The sequence below is a fragment of the Salinicoccus jeotgali genome, from assembly GCF_055379195.1.
Window position 1 is genome coordinate 1693216 of sequence record NZ_AP043830.1, and the last position, 22502, is coordinate 1715717.

A 22502-nucleotide genomic window follows, 5' to 3' on the forward strand; every position below is an offset into this window, starting at 1 on the left:
GGTTTAGAGCTTCAATTTCAACGTCTAAAAACACTATCGAAAGGAGCATGTATCATGATGAAGCGCTGGCCGATACTACTACTTATTGCAGGACTGCTGTTGGTGATCAGCGCGTGCAGCGGAAATGAGGAAGGCAGTTCAGATGACACCAGTCAGGAGACTGATGAGGCGACAACAGAAAGTACTGAAGAAAGCACCGAAGAGAGCGCCAGTTCAAATGGCGAAGAGATGACCGTTCCCCTAAAGGATGCTGACGGTGAGGAAGTTGCTGAAGCAACATTGACACCTGCCGAAGCTGGTGTCACGGTCACACTGACCGGTGACGGAGTGGCAGACGGAGAAGGAGAACATGGGTTCCACGTCCATGAAAAAGGCGTATGTGAAGCACCCGATTTCAAATCAGCCAGTGGCCATTACAACCCTAATGACGCCAATCACGGTAAAGAAGATCCGGACGGCCCCCACGCAGGCGATTTCGATAACGTAAAGACCGACTCCAATGGAAACTTGGAAGAAACAGAGTTTACGACAGATCAGATCAGCCTGGATGAAGAGGCAGCTAATACCGTGATGACTAAAGACGGTACTGCCCTTGTCATCCATGAAAAGGCGGATGATTATTCAACGCAGCCTTCTGGTGATGCAGGAGATCGTATCGCATGTGGTGTAATCGCCGAGCCTAAATAGCCCACAGCTCAAATAAGCACGCAATGGTACCATATGTCGCCATCCCCTTCAGCGTTAGGCTGAAGGGGTTTTTCTATTGAACAGTTGAATCACCCCCTTCCCCCTACTTCTTCAAAAAATTTTCTAGGAATATATATAGGTAATATATGAAAAATGAATATAGAGTGTTATCCTGAGAGATAATAATAGAAAGGAGCTGCCTTATGACACGTTACATACGCTATACAACAGGGGCACTGTTGTTTTTTCTTCTGGCTGGCTGCAGCAGCCCGGAAGACCAGTTGAAGACGACGATCGAGCAGACTGATGAAGTGAAGGCTGAAATCACCGAAAACCTTCAGTCATTGAATGATCTCGACGCAAAAATGCAATCCGTATTTACTGATAGCCTTGAAGAGGATCCATTCAAGGCTGAGGATTCAGCGCTCGCGGACAACCGCAGCAAACGTTCCGATAAGCTACAGGCGCTTGAAGACAACACCGAAACATTCATCTCCAAGCAAGAAAACCTGGAATCGATTGAATTACCATCCGAGGATTCGGAACTCCATGATGATTATAAGACAGTCCAGGAGGCATATGGTACCCTCCGTTCCCACCTGGAATCTTTCACTGAAAATTATCAAGGTGCACTGGACACTCAAAAATCCGTCTTCGAGACATTAGCATCGGAAGATGCAGACTTCAAGGCACTGGAAAATGGAATCGAGGACATCAATGAGGCTTACGACCCTGTACAAAAGGAATATTCTGCGCTCGACGAGGCACTTATCAATCTGGAAGATGCGCATCAGGCCGCTCTGGCCACTTTCGAAGAAAGCGGGGAGAATTGATTGGAACATGTAAAATATACATTCATAACTTTACTGCTTGTTTTTCTCGTCGGCTGCGGCAATGAAGACACTTCAAATGATGATGCACAATCTGAGGCAAAAGATACAGAGGAGATGAGCGAATCTAAAGAGGAGGCAACTTCATCGTCTAATGCTTCAGAAGATGCCAACGAAGAAGAGAGTGAAGAGCAGGCTGATGCGTCATCCACGGCAAAGCAGGCCTATTATGTGGACCCGGCTTCCTACCGCATCTTGCCGCTCGATGATGACGCATCCCGTGTGGCGCTATTGACTATAGATGACGCGCCGGATCAGCACGCACTCGAGATGGCCGAAACATTGAAGAAACATGACGCGCCGGCCATATTCTTCGTCAATGGCATGTACCTCAATACGGAGGAAGGCAAAGATACGCTCCAAAAGATTTATGATATGGGGTTCGAAATCGGTAACCATACGATGACACACGCGAACTTAAGCAATCTGGACCCACAAGCAACGGTTGATGAAATCATCCCGGTCAACGATATGGTCGAAGAGATCACCGGAGAACGCCCACGCTTCTTCAGAGCACCGTTTGGCGTCAACACCGATGCTTCGATCCAGGTGACTGAAGATGAAGATATGACATTGATGAACTGGACATACGGTTATGACTGGGAAGCCGAGTACCAGGACGCAGATGCCCTCGCTGATATCATGGTCAATACCGAACTGCTCGATGACGGGGCCAACCTGTTGATGCATGACCGAACGTGGACAAAGGATGCCCTTTCAGAAATCATCTCCGGATTAAGGGCGAAAGAATACGAATTGATCGATCCGGCTAATATCCAAAGTGCAAGGGAGGAAGACGCAGATGAAGAGTAAAGTGATGCTTTTATGTTTGATCCTTGGTCTGATGATGCCAATTACGGCTAAAGCGGAAGGCTTGAACCTGAATGAAGGGCCTCTGCTTAAAATGCCGGAAACCATACCTGATAAATTTTCATACGATAGCGGCGTCGATATTCCCTACCCAGAAGACGGCGTTAAAGGTATTTTCGTCACAGGCTATTCCGCCGGAGGTGAACGCATGTCGAATCTTGTATCGCTCCTCAACGATACAGACTTGAATGCAATGGTCGTCGATGTCAAGGAAGACGCCGGAAACATCATGATGCCGCTGGAAGGCGCAAGTGAAATGGCCCAGGAAAATATGCAGAATTACGTCGATCCGGATCAGTTGATGGAGACGATGGACTCCGAATCCATCTACCCCATTGCACGCATCGTCGCATTCAAGGATTCCAACCTGGCCAAGGCCCGCCCAGATCTATCATTCACCCACGATGATGGCACCGTCTGGAAAAATGGGCGCGGCGAGAGTTTCGTCAACCCATTCCTGAAAGAAGTGTGGGATTATAATGTGGATATTGCGATCCAAGCTGCCAAGCTCGGTTTCAAAGACATCCAGTTCGACTATGTTCGTTTCCCGGAAGGGTTTGAACACCGTGCCGACTCCTTAAACTACGATGCAGCAGAATACGATGACGGGAATGATGATGATGTCCAGCAGCGCGTCAATGCCGTCACCGACTTCGTCGAATATGCCCGCGAAAAGCTTAAACCCTACAATGTTGATGTTTCAGTCGACATTTTCGGCTATGCTGCTACAGTACCGGAAGCACCTGGAATCGGACAGAACTTTTCGAAGATATCCAATAATGTCGATGTCATCTCATCCATGATCTATCCCAGCCACTGGGGCCCGGGAGATTTTGGCTTCCAGACACCTGACCTTGAACCATACGGCGTCATCGACTCCTATATGGAAGTCGAAAATGAGGTCTTGGATTCCCTTGATTCCCCACCACTCTCCAGACCATGGATCCAGGATTTCACTGCCTCCTACTTGGGTGCCGGCAACTATCTGAATTATGGCGTCGATGAATTGGAAGCCCAGATCCAGGCACTCCATGACAACGGTGTCGATGAATTCCTCCTGTGGGATGCAACCAATAACTATACAAGAGGCGTGGATTACACCCCTGAATGATGATCGAGTTCAGTCCGAATAGATGTTAAAGAATAAAAATATCTCTCCAGTCTTTTTAGATCAGAGAGATATTTTTATATCGTCAACCTTCATTATTATTTAAGTCCTCCCGATACAGAAGTTGTTTTTTATGTGCTTGTGGGGCATCGATTACTTCATTAGTCTTCGAAAGAGATTCTTAGGCACCCAGAAGTGTTTCTAATTCATCCAATATCCAATTCGGTTCTGTTATATCTGTGTCCACTGACCTTTTCCGAAAAGTTGCGCTAACACCTGACTATTTCCAATTCACTAAACAGACCTTCTAGGTTTCATCTTCTTCTAAAAACTCATGTATTTTCAATTAATATAGACAATGATTAGTACACTGGTTTTTGGACTCAATTTATATGAATAAAGGACGATCTCATGCATACATAAAATCGTCCAATTAACGGTCGTTATTTAGAATGATTTTTACAACTTTTACTTACCATTAAATTTAATATAAAATATTTATGCAGATGTATCATAATAATTTTCTATATCAGAATGCAAATCTAAACCTACGCACTGTATTACTTCGATGAAGATTTAATTTTGAAGTGTTACACTTTTTAAAAGTATCTATGATTTAATAGAGAAAGGACAATATAGGGGGAAAGATCTATGTGGGAGATAATAATCAATAATAATAGTAATAATGTTTTGGGTTCCATTATAACTGGTCTCTTTACCTTTTTTACTGGTTTAATTGCTATAGTTGTAGTTCGAAAACAGTTAAGAGATTCTTTAGACTCAAAGTCAGGCTGGAGGCAAGAATTATTTAAGGTGTCATCAAAATCCAGGCTACTTTCAGACGATGTATACATATTATATACTGTTCTTAGATTTAGACCTCATGATGAAGCTAAAAAAAAGGATTACACATCTATGCCACCCGAAAACTTTAATGAAATGACTGCTTATATCTTTAAGGAATTAGGCGCTATTGAAAAAAATATTGATACTGGTATCCAATGTATAGAGCATAGCGATGATGAACAAAAAAAATATTTAAACCAAAAAGATTCACGAAAATTAAGGTTGTTTGCCAGATATCTTCTTAAAAATCATTGGGAAACACTAGGAAATGGTTGGCTAAAAAGATGGTATTGGCATAAATTTGAGGAGAAAAAAATGATAAGTGATTTTTATTATTTAATTAAAGAAAACGATAAGAAGGTAGAAGAAAATTGATGACAATAATGTCTATTAATATTAAATGGGATTCTTTGTCTGTCGGACTTCTTATTAATTCTATCGCGTTTTTATCCTTATTTTTTTCTCTGAGTATATTAATAGGATTATTTTATTTTTTCTCTGGCAGTGTTGAAGCGAAAAAAAAGACCTTCGATTACTTTATAACTATTTTTATATCTATAATCATTTGTTGCATACTACTGATAACTATCTCTATTACTTGTTGGATAGTTATAAATGTGATTTATGATTTATTTAACCAACAAATCTCATAATTTACATCAAATATTTCAACTCCGATTTTTCCCTCCATTTCTCTCTATATTCTTTCTCAATTTATTTACAATTTTCATCGGATACATGAGGTGTGTCCGATGGGGTCATTCAATCGTAAATATAAGGTGTATGTATTAAATTTTCTCACACGAAGCAGAACGATTGCTCGATAAAAGTTGATGGGTATATGCATGATCATCTATTCTATTTTTGTGAGTGCTATGGGATACTGCTTTTCCCCACAATACGGACAAGACCCCTTAAAATTATTCGGAACGATGAGAATTTCCAAATATATAGTATAATTTAGGTAGAAATCTCATAATAAGGAGTAGGATATATTTATTAAAACTGATTGATAATAAAGTTACTATAGAACTACTATATGATGAACATTAATATAAATATTTAAGAGTATGGAGAGTGATGCGTTATTACTAATGAATTCAATAAAGAGATCGACTATTTTTACGATACTTATATTAATTGTAAAAAAAAAACAGGGGTAACTTTTTTGAATGGGAGGTGGGGGAGTGGGAAAACATACTTTTTAAATGAATTGAGAGAGAAGAGTAAAAAATATAAGTATATTGAGATGGACTTTTGGGGCGAAGAAATTTCAGATCAAAACTTTACTTTAATAGCAAAAAAACTAAAACCCATAAAGTTTTTTTTCTACAAGTTAACTTATCCAATAATAGTGATAATAATTTCTGCAGTAATAACTTTATTACTTTACTTATTAAGTTACTTATTTACAGGCGACATTTTTACTACCTCAATTTTTACCAACAGCATACTACTATTCTTTTATTTTTTTATAATAGCTTCATTGCTTCAATCCAAAGATTACTTTTCTAGTTCAGATATTTTAGAAAACAGGTCTAAAAAAATAGTTGAAGATTTTTCAGATAAAAACAAAATAATTGTTATTGACGATTTTGATAGAATATCTTCTCAAGATCGTGAAAATCTATATGCTATTATCAATTTACTTAAAAGTAACCAGAATAAGATTATTATAGTTGGAGATATAATACAAATAGATAAAGATATAAGGGATGGTTTCGTAAGAAAAATTATAGATTATAGATATGACATAGATAATCTTCATAGTACGCAGTATTTATATAGTAAAATTGAAGAGAAACTGCAAAAGATAGAAATTGACACTTCCTCTATTGAAATGATCCTTTTGAGAAGTGATTTTACCAATAAGAAAAGAACATACCGAGATTATGAACAATTTTCCGAACTGATAGATGACCATGTTTCCAATAATAGCAACATAGAATACATCAATTCTAATGAAAAAATTTATCTATTATATTTATATCATTTTTACTACGATGTATATAATAAAATTATTTCATTTCGCCGATTGTAAAATTAAGCTAGACACCTAAAAAGGGTCACGCGTGATACACTCAAAATGAGTTTTCCGACCAAAGAAAATCATAGGAGTGATCACGCATGACCTACACCCATATTACCACGGACGAGCTAGTAATCATAGAAGCCTATTTCCATCAAGAGACCCCGACTTCACAGATTGCGAAACGGATTGGGCGTGCCCGTCAGACGGTCCATAATGTCATCGCATATCTCAAGGACGGGCACACTGCGCTGGAGTATTATCGGCGCTATAAGGAAAACAAAAGCCGGTGTGGTAGAAAACGGATTGTTCTACCGACCGATCAGCAGAAACATGTTGAAAAGCAGGTGGCGCAAGGCTGGACACCGGATGTGATTGTCGGTCGGCAGGAGATGCCAATTGACTGCTCGGGCCGTACACTGTATCGAATGTTCAAACGAAAAACCTTTGATGTAGCCACACTGCCGATGCAAGGCAAGCGAAAACCAAATGGCCATCAGGAACGCCGGGGCAGACAGGCCTTCAGGCGAAACATCTCTGAAAGAACAACTGACTACCCGGCGTTCAATGAAGAATTCGGCCATCTCGAGGGAGATACCATCGTCGGTGTCCGCCACAAGAGTGCCGTCATCACGCTGGTTGAACGCCTGTCTAAGGTCATTATCACCTTGAAGCCTGAAGGCCGGACGGCACAGGCAATCGAGTCTGCCATCAATACGTGGTGTCAAGAGATGCCCAGAAACCTGTTCAAGTCCATCACTTTCGACTGTGGTAAGGAATTCTCCAACTGGCAATCGATGAGCAACCAGAACGATCTGTCCATCTACTTTGCCGACCCAGGGACACCGTCTCAACGGGGATTGAATGAACATTCCAATGGCCTGCTCAGAAAGGATGGACTGCCCAAAGACATGGATTTCAACACGGTCGATCAGATATTTGTCTCGTCTGTCGCTTCAAGAAGAAACCACATACCGAGAAAATCATTGAACTACCGGACACCATTGGAAGTCTTTTTGAGTTACATGGGTGAAAAGGAACTGTCTAGCTTATTTTGACAAACGAAATTTATAAATTATGATCGAATTCCATTTTTGGAAATTTTGCAGCCTAAGCAGTCAACCCAAGAGGAAAGTAACAAAAATTTTATGTGTGAATTACAAGATGAATACCAACTGAATAGTTTGCTGTATCCATTCATAAACAATAAAGTTGTAGATTCACCATCCTTATTTAATGGATATCATGATTTATATATAGTTGGTAATGGGAAGAACTTTCATAATATAAGATTGGTACTTGAACATAGTAAGGTTTTATCTGCTGAAAGTTTTAAGGAAGTAACAGAATTGGATTTCCAATCACAAACTTTATTTAGATCAAGAGTCTTTAGACTTATGTCAAGACATCAAGAAGATAAAAAACTTTTAATAGACTATTTAAATAGTATCGTAAATCTATTATTCGATAAGAATCAATACAATGAAGATACTATTTTTAACAACTTAATCGCTGCTACACTTTACGATTTGAAAACTTTTCTAATAAAAACTCCAGAATTTAAAGAATGGTATAAGGACATAGCCTCCAATATTGATTTAAATAAACTATTTTTCTTAAAAGTAAAATTTGATCGAGAAAATAGTGTTTTAACCGATAAAGAATACGAATCTATCGTACAGTCGAAAGAGATTATTTATAATGACGAGCCATTTTATGGCACATTACACTTGCTAAAAAATTATAACGAAAAAAGGTTCAGTGAATTAATTAGGGATATTATTGGTAGTGATGACGAGAAATTTTATGGAAAAACAAAATCAAGCTTGTTAACTGTAATTATAAGAAACGGCAAAGAAGAAATTCCAATGGTACACGAAACGATAATTAACTCTCCTAAATTGAAGATTGAATTTTTAGCAAGGATAAAAGAAATTGAGCATACACAATCAAGAAAAGATCTTTTATCATATTACAATAATGCTATGGATTATTCTGAATTTTCTCTTATATAATTATAGATGAGACCAACTGCTAAACTAGATTCAACAGTTTACCACAATAATCATACCGTGTACTTAGGGTAGGCCCTAAACATACACATAGTATGTATTGATTTGACTGTATGTGACTTTTGACTTTATTTTGCACTTATTTAAGTGATATTTTGCACTAAAATTAAGCCGATATCTCACATTAAAAGAGAGATATCGGCTTATAAAATTTCCTATTAAAATAGGAATGAGAACAGAGCGTTGAATGTGCCATTTTCAAATAGGATATAAATTCCTAATCCTATAAAGACGATTGGAACGATCCAACGTTCATATTTTTCGATTTTATCTGAAACAAAATCCAAGGAAGCCAATCGATAGCTGATTAGACATAGAACACCAACCATAATCATGAAAACAATGATGGCAATAACGATTTCCATCATATTTAAAGTTGTAAAGTATGGTATATAGATAGAAAAATCATCCGCACTGGAAGCCAGTACAATGAAAGTGACCGTTATAAATAATTGATTAAATCTGCCTGAAGAGAAAAGGGAGAGAATGTTATCTTCATCTTCGTCCTCTTCCCCTTTGATCCATATTTTGATACCCAGGTAAAGTGGCAGCAATCCAAGCAGGCCGATCATCCATTGTTGAGGAATAAAATTGGCTACTCCCAATGCGACCAGAAGACTTGCGCCTATAATAATGACTGTCCCTATATATTGTCCAATCCAAATATGTTTTATTTGATTACTCTTTTTGATTTGCGAAAACAGAAGAATCAATATAACGAGGTAGTCGATTCCTGTCGCTACATAAACGGCAGCAGCTGTAAATGCCGTTACAATCATAGTTCCAACTCCAATTTTTCAGCATCAGTACTTTTATTTATCTGGGAAGAACCCAAGCTTAATTCATCTTCCTTCACACGCATAAGCCTCAAACCATTCATGGCCACCACTAAAGTGGCACCCATGTCCGAGAGAATCGCAATCCATAGTGTCAGCCATCCTGGGATGACCAACAATAGAGCAATCAGTTTGATTCCAATGGCAAAAGCGATATTCGCTTTGATGATGTTCAATGTTTTGCGGCTGAGCTTGATGGTAAAAGGCAGTTTCTTCAGGTCATCGCCCATTAAGGCGACATCTGCTGTTTCAAGGGCGGTATCTGTACCGGCGCCACCCATAGCGATACCAACGGTGGAAGCTGCCAGCGCCGGGGCGTCATTGACCCCATCGCCGACCATGCCTACATGACGATAATCAGTTTTTAGTTGCTTAATTACATCCAGTTTATCCTGCGGGAGTAATTCTGATTGAATATCTGTGACACCAACATGTGCACCAATCGCACTGGCGGTACTATGATTATCTCCCGTAAGCATGACTGTTTTTTCGATGCCTGCCTGATGAAGTTTCTCTATCACTGCTTTACTTGATTCGCGGACTTCATCCGCGACCGCAATGATTGCCTGAACTGTATTTTTCGTTCCTGCAACCATGACGGTCTTACCTTGTTCCTGAAGTGTTTTGATATCACTTTTAATTGCATCATTGAAATTAGTTGCCGGTATCTCTTCAAATAATGCCGGACTGCCAACATAATACATTTCATTATTGATTTTACCCCGTATCCCTTTGCCTGTAATGGAAGAAAAGTCTTCGACAAAGATATCAGAATAAGGAAGGTTATAACTGTCTGCCTTCTTTATAATAGCGGATGCCAATGGATGCTGGGAACGATCTTCCAATGCTGTGATGACTGCCAGCATTTCCTTTTCATCAACTGCATTGTCGATTAAACGATAATCGGTTACAACCGGGACGCCTTTTGTGAGTGTGCCGGTCTTATCAAATGCAATGGCTTTTAATCCACCCATTTCTTCGAGGTAGACCCCGCCTTTTATAAGGACTCCCTTCTTGGCAGCGTTTCCGATTGCTGAAACAATTGCTATCGGCGTGGAAATCACCAATGCACATGGACAACCTACAACGAGAACCGCTAACCCTTGATACACCCAAGTGGACCAACTCGCACCGAAAAATAACGGGGGTACAATCGCAACCAGCACTGCGACACCCATAATGGCAGGCGTATAATATTTTGCAAATTTATCAACGAATGCCTGGGCAGGAGCACGCTCACCTTGTGCTTCTTCCACCAGATGAATGATTTTGGCAATGGTCGTATCTTCAACCAATTTAGTGATTTTAACTTCCAGTAAGCCTTCTTCGTTCAGTGTCCCTGCAAATACTTCATCATCGAGCGATTTTTCAACCGGCACTGATTCACCTGTGATTGCTGCCTGGTTGATTACAGAGTAACCATTGACAATTACGCCGTCCATAGCAATTTTCTGTCCAGGCTTAACAATCATGATATCGCCCACAGCAATATCATTGACGTGCACTGTCATTTCCTGTCCGTTGCGTCTGACAAGTGCCTCTTTAGGAGCAATATCCATCAATGAACTGATGGATTGCCTTGCTCGATCCATCGAGAAACGCTCCAACGCTTCACTGATGGCAAACAAGATGACAACAATGGCGACCTCGGCCCATTCTCCGATGATGACACCGCCAATCACTGCGACTGTCATCAGGGTTCGCATATCAAATTCAAACCGGACTAAATTCTGGAGACCCGTTTTCAGCATTGAAGCCCCTCCGACAATCATGGAAGTGATGAATAGCAGTGGTGTAAGAATATTGTCATCACCATTCACCAACATTGAAATGAAGCCAAAAGCGATAAACAGTAGCGAATAGAGCAGAGTGCTGTGCTTTTTATAAAATGGAATGGTTACTTCCTTTTCTTTTTTGTCTTGTCCACTTTCTTCCCGGGATTTCTCAGGCACCACTTTGAGATTTTCAAATGCTCCTGCTTCTTCCAGTTCCTCAACCGTTGCAGAACCATATACAGAAATTTTTGATGCGCCAAAATTCACCTTCGCATCTTGAACTTCAGGTAGTTTCTTCACATTGTTCTCAAATGTGCCAGCACAATTTGCACAGGAAAACCCCTGAACACGGTAAACATTTTTTTCTTTATTAACTTCTGGTTGCGCTTGACGACTAGACTTTTCAGGCACCACTTTGAGATTTTCAAATGCTCCTGCTTCTTCCAGTTCCTCAACCGTTGCAGAACCATATACAGAAATTTTTGATGCGCCAAAATTCACCTTCGCATCTTGAACTTCAGGTAGTTTCTTCACATTGCGCTCAAATTTCCCTGCACAGTTCGCACAGGAAAACCCCTGAACACGGTAAACTTTTTTTTCTTCTTCAGTCAGCTCTGCAATCCCTTCAGACATTGGTTATCACTTCTTTCCTATGTATTAATGCAATCGTCATGATTTCTTTAATATGCTGATCTTCCAGAGAATAGAACGCGAGTTTCCCTTCTTTCCTGAATCTAACGATGCCTTCTTTGTAGAGCGTGCGTAAATGATGAGATGCACTTGCTACAGTCACACCGAGTATATTTGCGATGTCACAGACGCATAATTCCTCTTCCTTGCATAAGGAATAGGTGATTTTTGCCCTATTCACATCGGCAATAGCCTTAAGCATCTGTGATATACCGGCAATATCGACAGTTTGTAAATTCTCTTGCATCCGGTTAACCTTTTCTTCGTCATAACAAAAAACTTCACATGTTTCTTTCTTATTCATACATACACCCCGTCATTCAAATATTTGTTTGAATATAGTATATCATCTTGTTTTCTTTATTCAAGCAGATGTTTGAATAATAATAAATTTGTATAAGTTTTTCGCGACATAGAAAGAATTTTCTGAAATAAAACTGAAAGAAATTACGATATCGTAAGTGAACTTTATTGTGATAAATAATTTATTCGTTCTTAAAAGTACACTTTTAAGAACGGTTTAAAAACATTTGAAATAGATTAAAATAAACGTTCTTAAACATATAAAAATAGTTTACGAACGTTCAATATTTTGCATATACTTTTACGAACGTTATTCAGTTATAATTAGAAAAATAATATTCTGGTTAAACACTTTGTAGATGTGTTTTTCTCTCTTAAATTTTTGATTGATTAGAGTAGACCCTAAATAGACAATATTAGGATATTGATTTCACTGGTTTTGTCACTTTTGATGTTATTTTGCACTGATTTAGGCGATAATTTGCACTATAGTTAAGAAGCCCAGCTAATCTTTTCACGAAGAAAGCTGGGTTTTAAAGTTGATTATGCAAAATAAAACTTAAAGTATATGCAATTTATCGCCAAAAATAACATATAGTACAAAAACCCAATAAGTTTTTAAGATATTGTACAAAGATAATTGTACGGGTTTTGTACTTAAAATCTATAGTAAAATCAACTTGTCACTTTAAGAGGTAAATTGCACTAATTTTGAGCGTTATTTTGCATACTCAACATAGAAAATTAGCCATCTTCTTGAAAAGATAAGCTAAGATTTTTAACTTTAGTGCAAAATAATATCATAATCGACACAACCTTTTATAAACGGTCAAACTTAGTTTTAAAAACACACATAAATTATATTCTCAGATTCAGAGAACAGACTGACAATTCTTATTCTAAAAATTAGTATCTTATGATAATATACTAACTAACTAGTTAGTTAGTATTGGAGGTTTAAACTTGAAGAGAAATCCTAAGAAGACACAAGAATTAATATTGAAAGAAGCTGCAACTCTATTTGCTTCAAAAGGATTTGCCGGAACCAGAGTAGATGAAATTGCAAAAGTCAGTCAGGTCAACAAAGGTATGATATACCATTATTTCAGCAGCAAAGGTGGACTATACGAAAGTGTGTTGGCAAATCAAATGCAGCAAATGTTTCAAAAAATGCAGCATCCTCATGGAGATACCGAATGGGATATTATACAAAATGCTGCTGAGGACTATTTTAACTATTGTTACTCTCATCCTGAATACATCTCTTTAATGCTGTGGGAAATGGTTTCAAAATGGGAGACACTTAATCTAATTACAATTGACTTTGAAAATGAAACAAAACAATTTTTGATTGAAACAATTGAAAGGGGGATTCAAAAAGAAATTTTCCATTCTGATACAGATCCGAGAATGTTTATGTCACTTTCTATTGTTCAGATTTTTTGTTTCTTTCCTCTGTTTCGTCATCCTAACCTATTGAACCCGGGAAGGGGCCGGAAAATGCAGGACTCAGATATTAAAAAATACAGACAGCAGGTTATCGAACAAATAATGCGTTCGCTACAGCCTGATCAATGACTAAGGAGGACTAATCATGGCGTTATTATTTGAGTATAGTTTAAGAATATTTCCAGGATTAGTTCTTATCACGCTTATCTTTTTACTCTTCCCGAAAAATGCAGTACTTACTAAAATATTTTTGCTGATTTTTGGTTTTATACTAATGCGTGATGCAATGACACCCATGGGATTATGGACATTTGGTATTGATGAAGGTACTATATGGCTGCGATTTATTGATGATGGATTTATTTTAATAGCACTGGCATTGACTTCATTAGTATTAACAGTTGGAATTCTATATTTTAATAAATCTTTGAGGCAGTATATATTATGGTTCGGAAGGTATAAAATAACATCACTTGTAGTTGGTTTCATCGGTGGAGTAGTTGTAATTATTCCTTTTTACTTTATGTATATGGGCACATCCGCTGAAGAATTAGGTGGTGCTGTTTCTTTAGAATTGCTTCTGCCGCTTTTGATATTTTCATTATTTGGCAACTTTACGGAAGAAGTATTATTTAGAGGATATCTTCAGGGGTATCTTGAGACACAGCTCAGCTCTTGGCATGCTGTACTTCTTTCAGGGCTGATTTTTGCGATGGGACATATTTTCCTTGCTGTGACAGTGACTGATTTAGGTATAGCGGTTATACTATTTACTTTATATGAAGGTATTATTTGTGCTGTTGTGCGTAAAAATCATGGTGTTATAGCAGCTACGATTACACATGGAATGACCATATTTATTCTAGCCTCTGGTTTGTTGTAAATTCTTTTCTTTATTAATTCAACTTTCGCATCCAGAATGTTAAACGTTTATAAAAGTACAATTTTACGAACGACTTAATAACACTTTGTTTAAGATTGAGTAGATAGTACCTTTATACAACCTGGTTATTTTAAGGATTCTATTGGTTATATAACCTTTACTATCATAACAAGGAGAGCAAAACCTTTTCTTCTTTAACCAAGTGACTCTATTAAATATTGATTTTACTATAGTCAATGAACTTTCAGTTATATAGAAATACATTTCATTTTAATAATAGCTTCTTTAACCAAAGCACTCTTTATTTAAAGAGGTTATTCTATAAAATTGCTTATTAACTTCTCTGTTGTTAATATTGTGGCAATTCCATCGTGCAATGTAGCTAGAGAGATATTGTGTATTGTAGCTGCATCATAATATGGTGGTGGTTGGTTTTTCTCATTAATTTCTGCTGATTTCATAGTCTTCACCACCCTTAAGACTCCTAAAAACATTATAGAAAAATTTTTCTTTTTTAAAAATATCAATAACTAACTTTAACAGAGTCAATCAATTAATAGACTCTCAAATATTTCGTCAGTAATTTTTGATCTCTCTATAGAGTATTTAGTATATCCTACTAAATTATCGTCAAAAGATTCAATTGCAAATAAGAGGATGTCTTTTGAAAATTGTTTATCAATACATTCATGTGGAATCATAAGACCACCGTCTTCATAATCACAGTATATCGATTTCTCTCTCAGATCTTTCAACTGCCCACTGTATGACATGCTATATATTTCTTCTAGTCTTTTCATTCCAATAGCATTTACTAGTCTTTCACCCATACTGATGGTATAGTTCGAACCCATTATTTGCTTCCTCTTGTGATCCCTCAGGGGGTCTTTCTTTACTTCAGTTTGTCTTGTAGTAAAAAGACCCACGTGAATTTTTCCTACTTCTTCAATAACAGCAATTGATAAGAATAATGATGTAGAAAATGATTTCATTTGGAATAGCATAAAGGAATCTTTAACAAGTTGTATGACATGATCAATACATTTATTAAAGTCTTCTGATTCTATTTTAAAATTGCTTCCCCTGCAGAGTGTCCTTTCAACTTCCTTTATTGATTTATCTTTATCCATATTGTATCTCCTTTTATTTACAGGGATTTTAGGTCATCTTCACTATGTTTTCTGTCATTAATAATCCGGTAGATTGTGCCTTTAGACAATCCTGTTATTTTAATGATCTCATTGATTGTATAACTCTTACTATCATATAAGGATAGCAAAACCTTTTCCTTACCTTCTGGTGTTTTTGGTCTACCTCCGGATCTTCCTCTTGCTCTTGCAGCATCTAATCCTTTTTTCGTTCTTTCACTTAATAGTGAATTTAATTTACATAGATTTTAGAAGAAGGAGAAAAGTATTTAGCCTCAACGCATCAAAATTGGCTTTTCGATGCTGGAATTAGTTTTGCTTATATTAGATAATCATTAAAAATTGAAATGATATTTAAATTAAAATTTGACATCACGTCTTAAGTAAAGTATGTTTTACTTATGTAATATATTTTTTACTTTTCGTTAGAAAGGGATGATTTTATGAAGAAGGAGAAGGAGATGATAAATAATCTATATATCCTAAGAGCAGAAAAACGTTGGACGCAAAAATACGTTGCAGACCAACTTAATGTAACTAGACAAACGATACATTCATTAGAGTCAAATAAATATAATCCATCTTTAAAGCTAGCTTTTGAGATATCCTTATTATTTGATAAAAAAATTGAAGATATTTTTAAATATGAGAGGAAGGATGAAGATTAATGATTAATATATTAATTGTAATTTCCATGATAATTGCTGGATTTGGGATAGGTAAATATATAAGTTTTGCGAAGTCAGAAGGAACAGATGAAAGAGGGCAAGCTGTCCTAGCTAAAGCCTCACATGTCACAATGAGTTTTCTATTTCTTACTTTTGCACTTGTAGTTATAATAATTGTTTTTTTAAATGCTTCTAGAGAGTTATTAGGACTTATATTTATAATAGCATTATCTCTACTCATTTTTATCAATGCTGTTACCATTAGTTATATAAGTAAGAATGTTTAATAAATGGAGATATAAGGTCACATCATTAATATTGAGGTGGCTTTACTTTTTGTCTAATTTATATGATAAAGGGAGACCTTAATCAAGCAATCGAATATCAAATCCGTGAGATCACTTCAGTATATTTGCTCGGCAATCGATGTCCCGTCGGGGAAACTGCTGGGATAACGCGCCAATGGAATCCTTCTTTGGTCACTTTAAAGATATCGTTGATCATAAAGCGTGTGAGACATTTGAAGAATTAAAGCATAAGGTGGAGGACTATATTACGAGGTATAATAATGAACGCTATCAATGGGGATTAAAAAAGATGACCCCGATTCAATACCGGGGCCATCTACTCACTGCATAGGTCTTTTTTTAAACTGTCTACATAATAGGTTACAGTTCATAATTATGTGTAAATGAAGGCATGCCTTTTCTTGTAGTGTGCATTACCCGCTGAACATTTCAGCTAATTCTGCACGGGCCTGGTCAAAACCAATATGGCACCGTGTCGCGAACCGTTGGTTATATGCTTCAAATTGAGTGACCAGGAAACGGTCAAGGGAGTCCTCGTTCGGGAACTGCTCTTTGCGCTTACTGTACCGTTTGATCTGCTTATTGAATGACTCAATCAGATTTGTGGAGTAAATGCTTCTCCTGATTGCTTCAGGGAAATCATAAAAAGTGAACAGATCCGGATTGGCTTTCAACGATTGCGTGACTTTGGCGTAAGATTTCTTCCACTTCTCGATAAACGCGTCCAAAGCCTGCTCAGCTTCGGCCTTATCCGTGGCGCGATACAGGGACTTCAGGTCCTCACAGATTGCCTTCCGGTCCGACACACGGACCTTGTGGGAAATGTTGCGTCCAACGTGAATGAAACATGTCTGGTATTTCGCTTTTGGAAACACCGAATGAATACTGTCTTTGATACCTGGAAGCCCGTCAGAAATGAAGAGCAGGACTTCCGTCACGCCCCGTGCATGGATATCTCCAATCAATTCTTTCCATACATACGCAGATTCCGTCGGCGCGACAGTATAGGCCAGCACTTCCTTGGAGCCATCCTCCCGGATGCCCACAGCGATATAGACAGCCTCTTTGGTCACTGTCTCCCGTTTGACGGGCAGGAATGTCGCATCCAGGTACACGCACACATACCGCTCGGATAACGAACGCTGGCGAAATGCCTCCACTTCTTCTGTGACCGCCTGGGTCATATTTGAAATGGTCTGGGGCGTATAGTGATGCCCATACATCCGTTCAATCAGGTGGGAGATTTCAGACATCGTCACCCCTTTTTGAAACATATGGATGACAAAAGATTCCAATGTGTCAAGTGTGCCACGACTGTGCCACAGATTTTAATAAATCACTAAGCTGAAATGAGAAGCCATTTCGGCTTTTATAATTTAATCTAATTTTTGAATAGTTTTACCTTCATCATTAACACACTTGAAGAGATAAAAGTATTCAATCAATAAGTTGCTTGAACACTTCTCATAAACTCCTCTTCTTACAAAATATTACACTTAAATGTTATAATATATCCAGAACAATAAGGAGAAAGATTATGCTTGATAGTGTAGTTCAAAATTTAATAGATGAAAAACGTGAAGGAACATATTGGGATTTTAAAAGAGAATACCACCATAATAAAGCAAAACTACTTCATGATATTATTTGTCTAGCAAATAATCTTGAAAACAGAGATGCCTATTTAATCTTTGGTATAAATGATAATGGTGTTATTACCGGTATTGAAGAAGATATTAAAAGGAAAAATCAAGAACATTTCACGTCGTTTTTACGAGGGAAAAAATTTGCCGGCGGTATTATTCCCTATGTGGTTCTAAGAACAATTTTTATCGAAAATCATGAAATAGATGTACTGGTTATTAAAGAATCAGATAAAGTTCCTTTTTATTTAGAAGAACAATTCAAAGAAGACAACACAATTGTACATGCGGGGAGTATTTACTCAAGAATTGAAGATAGAAATACTCCAATTAATTCAACAGCTGATTCATCTCATACTGAATTATTATGGAAAATTAGACTTGGACTTCTTCCAACACCAATCGATAGACTTAAAGCGATACTCTTACAAAAAAATAAATGGAGAACAAATCAAACAGGATATTATTTTGACGAAGCACCTGAATTTACGATAGTAGAGAATGAAGAACAAAGAGAACAATATGATAAACTTTCTCCATCTTTTTATGCTTATAATCAGATGAATTCACATATGTCTTATTCTCATTATGAGTGTAGGTACTACAATACCATTTTATCTGAGAGTCAAACTGCTATTCTAGACTCTGGTCGGTATCACTCTCCTATCCCAGAACGTGGCTTTATCAATGTAGATCAATATGGACAGGAAAGCTTATCATATAGATATTTTATTGAAGATACTCTTTTATATAATTTACATCATTTTTTGTTCGATAGTGACTCTTACGAAGCACATCATGCTCGTCAACGCTTCCTAGAAATTATCCTTATATTTAAATCTGAAATTGAAAAGAATGCTTTTGAAAATTTCATTAAAGAAGATCTCCAAGGATTTTTATACGAGTTAGAATATCAATCTGAAGATGATTTACTCTCCGACTTAGATACTGAAAATGAGAGAGAAAAAACTGTCTTTAATATAGAAATAAAAACTGGAAAGTTATTAGTTAACAAGTTAAATGAATTCAAGACTGGTGGAAGGAGTTTATAATGACATCCATAAAAGCTTTATTAGATAACAAACAAAAAGCATTAACCGCAAAGTTAGAATCTGTTATATCTCATCCAACTTCGAAAGGTGATAATTCTGAATCAGCTTGGATTAACTTCTTTAGAAGTTTCTTACCAAGTAAATATTCAATTGACAAAGGATTTATATTTGATTCAACTGGTAAGATAAGTGAACAAATAGATATTATCATTTATGATGCTTTATATGCACCACTTATTTTTGAGACTGAAACAGGAGAAAAATATATTACAGCCGAAAGTGTATATGCTGTATTTGAGGTCAAACAAAAGATTAATAAGTATCAACTTGAATATGCACATCATAAGATTATGTCTGTAAAAAACTTATGTAGAAGCTCAAGACCCATGATAGTAGCAGGAAATTATGTAGCGGCTCGGGATTTAACAAAAATTATTGGAGGAATTATATCTTCTAATTCTATAAAATTTAATTCTATAAAAGATTATTTATCACTGTATCCTTCAATTGATTTAGGATGTGCAATTAATAGCTTTTCATTTCTAACTATCAAAGATGATGATGAGAATCTTCTAGATATTAAAAAATCAAATGACGATGAAGTTATTTTATCGTTTTTCTTCATTATCTTAGACGAACTTTATAAAATCGGAACAGTCCCTGCATTAGATATTAGAAATTATGCTAATTCATCATTAGAGGGGTTAAAACTAGAGAGGGGCATATAGTGATTGGGAAATCATCAATATTTTTATGATCTACTATCCAATATTGAGCCTAGTAAATCAACTAAACGTTATGTTAGCAGCTTACAAAAAAGTTTGAGGAGTTTTTTAGAAAGCAACGAACAATATAAACATATACACGTAGACACATTTATTTCTGGGTCATTTGCGAAGAATATTGCAATACGTCCATCAATAGATGAAGATAAACAAGATGTAGATATTATAATTGTTGTTAATTATAATAAAGATAGTTCACCAGAGTATATTTTAAATGAGCTCAAAGACATATTGAGTAGTCAATCAAAATATAAGTATAATAGACTTCAATCTAAATCAGTTGGGATTGACATGGCTAACTATCATGTAGATGTAGTTCCTTTGGTCAAGGATGATGACCAATTTTGGATAGGAGATAGGAAAACAAATGAATGGACGCTAACTGATCCAAAATCTCATATTAAGTGGTCAACCACTACCAATAAGTCTAATGAAAGTAAATATACTTCTCTTGTTAAACTTTTTAAATGGTGGAGGAAAAATAAGAAGAATAGCGGAAACATAAAACTTCCAAAAGGTATTCTTTTAGAAAAAATAATAGCAGATAATATAGGCGACTCAAAATACGATATAGAAAATTTACTCTTAACTACCTTTGAAAATATAGTGAAAGCTTACAAAGAAAACTGTGCTGTTTATGAAATAAAGCCAGTTATTAATGATCCAATTCTCCAGGAAAATAATTTAGCAGGGAACTACTCTTTAGAAGATTTCAAAATGTTTATCGAACTAATTGAGCAGGATTTAGAAAAACTTAAAACTTCTAATTTTAATATAGATATTTGGAAAGAATTATTTGGGGAAAAAAGTGCTCAAAGTAAAGAAGAAATTCAAGAAGAATATATGTTAACTGTAAAACGTCAAATGGATGACTTATTAAATGAAATAGTAGTCAAATCTCAAAAACTCACATTAGATGTTAAAGAATATGAACAAAAAAGAAAAGAATTAGACGACAGAGAAGCAAACCTTTCCAATCGTCATAAAAAAATTCAAGATGAATTAGATGAACTAAAATATGACCTTTATATAGATTTTTTTCAAGAAGCTAAGTATAGCCTCCCCAAAGAGCTAATCAAAAGTTTAGGAAGAGAATATTGGATACAGAAGATTGAAATATTAGAGAGGATAAATAGGAAAAAGAAACGTAACTTTCGAGGATATGAATATTCCTATTTAGCTGAAGTTTATAAAGCACTTGAACTTAATGAAAAATTTTATAATTCTGTTTGTAATATGGTGAAGGATAATTGTTATCTATCTATTTTTGAAGTGAAGGATGTAATAGAAAAAACACCATATAGAACAACTCTGATAGATTATTTAAAAAGTGCAATCAAACAAGATGATTATTCTAATATAAATGAATCCTATAGGGAAGCGTTAGAGCTTCTGGAGAAAAACAGACCTTAATCATTAATACAAAAAATATCGGAACTATATTTTAGATAACAAATGTTTTAGTTACTTAATATAGTAATTTGGAGGGTTTTACTAGGTGGATAATGATAATAATCAAAATAGATATGTTGGAGATGAAAACATTCGTCTCTATACATGTGAAAAAAATATTGCTATAAAGACTCAGAGCATTATGAAGAACCATATCCAAGAATTCAGCAGCAATAAAGATTTTATTAAAAAATCCATAGAACTATTTCACTTATTAACTTATTTAGATGTTAATGAGGAACTTGAAAATATTCAAGAGATTATCCCAAATGAACCTGGTGATTTTTTAGTCACTATAAACGGAAAAGACATTCTATACGAATTAGTCACTATATTTGGCGATAAAGAAGCTCAATCAATTACAAATTTGGTCAAAGAGATTCTAGGATTAAGTGATGTATCACAAGTTGAGATCAATAGGTATCCAGTAATGGATACAACTAAACTCGCCACACTTTTTAAAAAGATGTTATCTAAAAAGAAAGAGAAAAAGTACTTTTCAAACTATGAGGAAGCAGTATTATTATTAGTTACTTCTGAACACGATAGATGTGGGACAGTTGCCTGGTATTTGATAGAAAATATTCAAGAAGAGGTTACAGACTTTATTGATAGTACACGCTCATCTATAAAAACGATGAATTATTTTAGTTCAGGTAAGGATGGAAACCCAGAAACTAATGATATTGAAGCAGAAATCCGCCTGTATAATAAATATTTTAATGCAAATTAGATTTATAAAAGTGATTTACATGTGTTTGATTGGATTGAATATAATGTGATGTAAATTAATTCATTCTGACCCTTTGATTGAAGAACGAGATATGATAGAAAATGTTTTCAAACGATACAATTAAATAAGAAATGCTATTTAAATTACTTGTGGACACTATCTCGAAAAGATGGTGTTCTTTTTTATACTAAATTTTCCTTTCTAATAAATACAATCAACAACATCCCATACAGAAAATAAAAAAATTTAAATAGGATATGATTTTTTAATGATTT

The 22502-nt window shown here is 36.1% G+C and carries 21 protein-coding genes and 3 pseudogenes; 17 read left to right on the forward strand and 7 right to left on the reverse strand.

From position 1 onward, the window contains the following. The first annotated feature begins 54 nt into the window (after positions 1–54). The 8 genes from ACZ43I_RS08800 (at position 55) to ACZ43I_RS08835 (ending at position 8445) form a co-directional block, all read left to right on the forward strand. The gene (locus tag ACZ43I_RS08800; RefSeq protein ID WP_344700587.1) at positions 55–687 is read left to right on the forward strand and encodes a superoxide dismutase family protein; all 633 of its coding nucleotides are present in this window, start codon (positions 55–57) and stop codon (positions 685–687) included. Positions 688–890: 203 nt separating this feature from the next. Beyond that, a complete protein-coding gene (locus ACZ43I_RS08805) occupies positions 891–1520 on the forward strand; it encodes a YkyA family protein (RefSeq protein ID WP_344700586.1) in 630 nt (209 codons plus the stop codon). After that, entirely contained in the window at positions 1521–2390 is an 870-nt protein-coding gene (locus ACZ43I_RS08810) for a polysaccharide deacetylase family protein (protein WP_344700585.1), read from the forward strand. It abuts the gene before it with no gap. Further along, positions 2380–3558 carry a putative glycoside hydrolase gene (locus tag ACZ43I_RS08815; protein WP_344700584.1) on the forward strand — a complete coding sequence of 393 codons (1179 nt, stop codon included), beginning with the start codon at positions 2380–2382 and terminating at the stop codon, positions 3556–3558. Before ACZ43I_RS08810 ends, ACZ43I_RS08815 begins: the two co-directional genes overlap by 11 nt. 648 nt (positions 3559–4206) lie before the next feature. Continuing rightward, positions 4207–4776: a hypothetical protein gene (locus ACZ43I_RS08820; RefSeq protein WP_344703140.1), complete on the forward strand. Its 570-nt coding sequence runs from the start codon at positions 4207–4209 to the stop codon at positions 4774–4776. 760 nt (positions 4777–5536) lie between these two features. Further along, the gene (locus tag ACZ43I_RS08825) at positions 5537–6442 is read left to right on the forward strand and encodes a P-loop NTPase fold protein (protein ID WP_344703142.1); all 906 of its coding nucleotides are present in this window, start codon (positions 5537–5539) and stop codon (positions 6440–6442) included. A gap of 86 nt (positions 6443–6528) precedes the next feature. Then, positions 6529–7488: an IS30 family transposase gene (locus ACZ43I_RS08830; protein WP_380710055.1), complete on the forward strand. Its 960-nt coding sequence runs from the start codon at positions 6529–6531 to the stop codon at positions 7486–7488. A 36-nt stretch (positions 7489–7524) separates the two neighbouring features. Further along, the gene (locus ACZ43I_RS08835; protein WP_344700747.1) at positions 7525–8445 is read left to right on the forward strand and encodes a hypothetical protein; all 921 of its coding nucleotides are present in this window, start codon (positions 7525–7527) and stop codon (positions 8443–8445) included. Between the two features lie 215 nt (positions 8446–8660). On the opposite strand, the gene ACZ43I_RS08840 is transcribed toward ACZ43I_RS08835, so the two are convergent. The 3 genes from ACZ43I_RS08840 to ACZ43I_RS08850 are packed head-to-tail and all read right to left on the reverse strand — an operon-like array spanning position 8661 to position 12107. Beyond that, a complete protein-coding gene (locus ACZ43I_RS08840) occupies positions 8661–9281 on the reverse strand; it encodes a CadD family cadmium resistance transporter (protein WP_344700746.1) in 621 nt (206 codons plus the stop codon). After that, positions 9278–11746, reverse strand: coding sequence for a heavy metal translocating P-type ATPase (locus ACZ43I_RS08845; protein ID WP_344700745.1), 2469 nt, complete (start codon positions 11744–11746; stop codon positions 9278–9280). Before ACZ43I_RS08845 ends, ACZ43I_RS08840 begins: the two co-directional genes overlap by 4 nt. Beyond that, positions 11739–12107 carry an ArsR/SmtB family transcription factor gene (locus ACZ43I_RS08850; protein WP_046513385.1) on the reverse strand — a complete coding sequence of 123 codons (369 nt, stop codon included), beginning with the start codon at positions 12105–12107 and terminating at the stop codon, positions 11739–11741. Before ACZ43I_RS08850 ends, ACZ43I_RS08845 begins: the two co-directional genes overlap by 8 nt. Positions 12108–13069: 962 nt before the next feature. On the opposite strand from ACZ43I_RS08850, the gene ACZ43I_RS08855 reads away from it, so the two are divergent. Further along, complete coding sequence (locus ACZ43I_RS08855) at positions 13070–13684, forward strand: TetR/AcrR family transcriptional regulator (protein ID WP_344703263.1); 615 nt, start codon at positions 13070–13072, stop codon at positions 13682–13684. A 16-nt stretch (positions 13685–13700) separates the two neighbouring features. After that, entirely contained in the window at positions 13701–14438 is a 738-nt protein-coding gene (locus tag ACZ43I_RS08860; RefSeq protein ID WP_344703264.1) for a CPBP family intramembrane glutamic endopeptidase, read from the forward strand. 314 nt (positions 14439–14752) lie between these two features. On the opposite strand, the pseudogene ACZ43I_RS08865 reads toward ACZ43I_RS08860, so the two are convergent. The 3 genes and pseudogenes from ACZ43I_RS08865 to ACZ43I_RS08875 form a co-directional block, all read right to left on the reverse strand. Continuing rightward, a pseudogene (locus ACZ43I_RS08865) lies at positions 14753–14863 on the reverse strand (cysteine hydrolase); the annotation flags it as partial. A gap of 120 nt (positions 14864–14983) precedes the next feature. Beyond that, entirely contained in the window at positions 14984–15568 is a 585-nt protein-coding gene (locus ACZ43I_RS08870; protein ID WP_344703266.1) for an AbiV family abortive infection protein, read from the reverse strand. Positions 15569–15585: 17 nt separating this feature from the next. After that, positions 15586–15717 carry a helix-turn-helix domain-containing protein gene (locus ACZ43I_RS08875; RefSeq protein WP_425568392.1) on the reverse strand — a complete coding sequence of 44 codons (132 nt, stop codon included), beginning with the start codon at positions 15715–15717 and terminating at the stop codon, positions 15586–15588. Between the two features lie 312 nt (positions 15718–16029). Between ACZ43I_RS08875 and ACZ43I_RS08880 the strand changes: the two genes are divergently transcribed. The 3 genes and pseudogenes from ACZ43I_RS08880 to ACZ43I_RS08890 form a co-directional block, all read left to right on the forward strand. Next, complete coding sequence (locus ACZ43I_RS08880) at positions 16030–16254, forward strand: helix-turn-helix transcriptional regulator (RefSeq protein WP_344703268.1); 225 nt, start codon at positions 16030–16032, stop codon at positions 16252–16254. Beyond that, positions 16254–16541, forward strand: a complete 288-nt coding sequence (locus ACZ43I_RS08885; RefSeq protein ID WP_344703270.1) for a hypothetical protein — start codon at positions 16254–16256, stop codon at positions 16539–16541. The genes ACZ43I_RS08880 and ACZ43I_RS08885 overlap by 1 nt, the downstream gene beginning before the upstream one ends. Positions 16542–16674: 133 nt before the next feature. Continuing rightward, a pseudogene (locus ACZ43I_RS08890) lies at positions 16675–16893 on the forward strand (IS3 family transposase); the annotation flags it as partial. An 82-nt stretch (positions 16894–16975) separates the two neighbouring features. Here ACZ43I_RS08890 and ACZ43I_RS08895 read toward each other — a convergent pair. After that, positions 16976–17863, reverse strand: a pseudogene (locus ACZ43I_RS08895) (IS256 family transposase); the annotation flags it as partial. Between the two features lie 236 nt (positions 17864–18099). Between ACZ43I_RS08895 and ACZ43I_RS08900 the strand changes: the two are divergent. The 4 genes from ACZ43I_RS08900 (at position 18100) to ACZ43I_RS08915 (ending at position 22227) form a co-directional block, all read left to right on the forward strand. Next, a complete protein-coding gene (locus tag ACZ43I_RS08900; RefSeq protein WP_344703272.1) occupies positions 18100–19257 on the forward strand; it encodes an ATP-binding protein in 1158 nt (385 codons plus the stop codon). Further along, positions 19257–19985 (forward strand): DUF6602 domain-containing protein, encoded by a 729-nt coding sequence (locus ACZ43I_RS08905; RefSeq protein WP_344703274.1) that lies wholly within the window; start codon positions 19257–19259, stop codon positions 19983–19985. The genes ACZ43I_RS08900 and ACZ43I_RS08905 overlap by 1 nt, the downstream gene beginning before the upstream one ends. 3 nt (positions 19986–19988) lie before the next feature. Next, positions 19989–21455, forward strand: a complete 1467-nt coding sequence (locus ACZ43I_RS08910; RefSeq protein WP_344703276.1) for an SMODS domain-containing nucleotidyltransferase — start codon at positions 19989–19991, stop codon at positions 21453–21455. Positions 21456–21540: 85 nt separating this feature from the next. Beyond that, entirely contained in the window at positions 21541–22227 is a 687-nt protein-coding gene (locus tag ACZ43I_RS08915; protein ID WP_344703278.1) for a hypothetical protein, read from the forward strand. Positions 22228–22502: the final 275 nt, after the last annotated feature.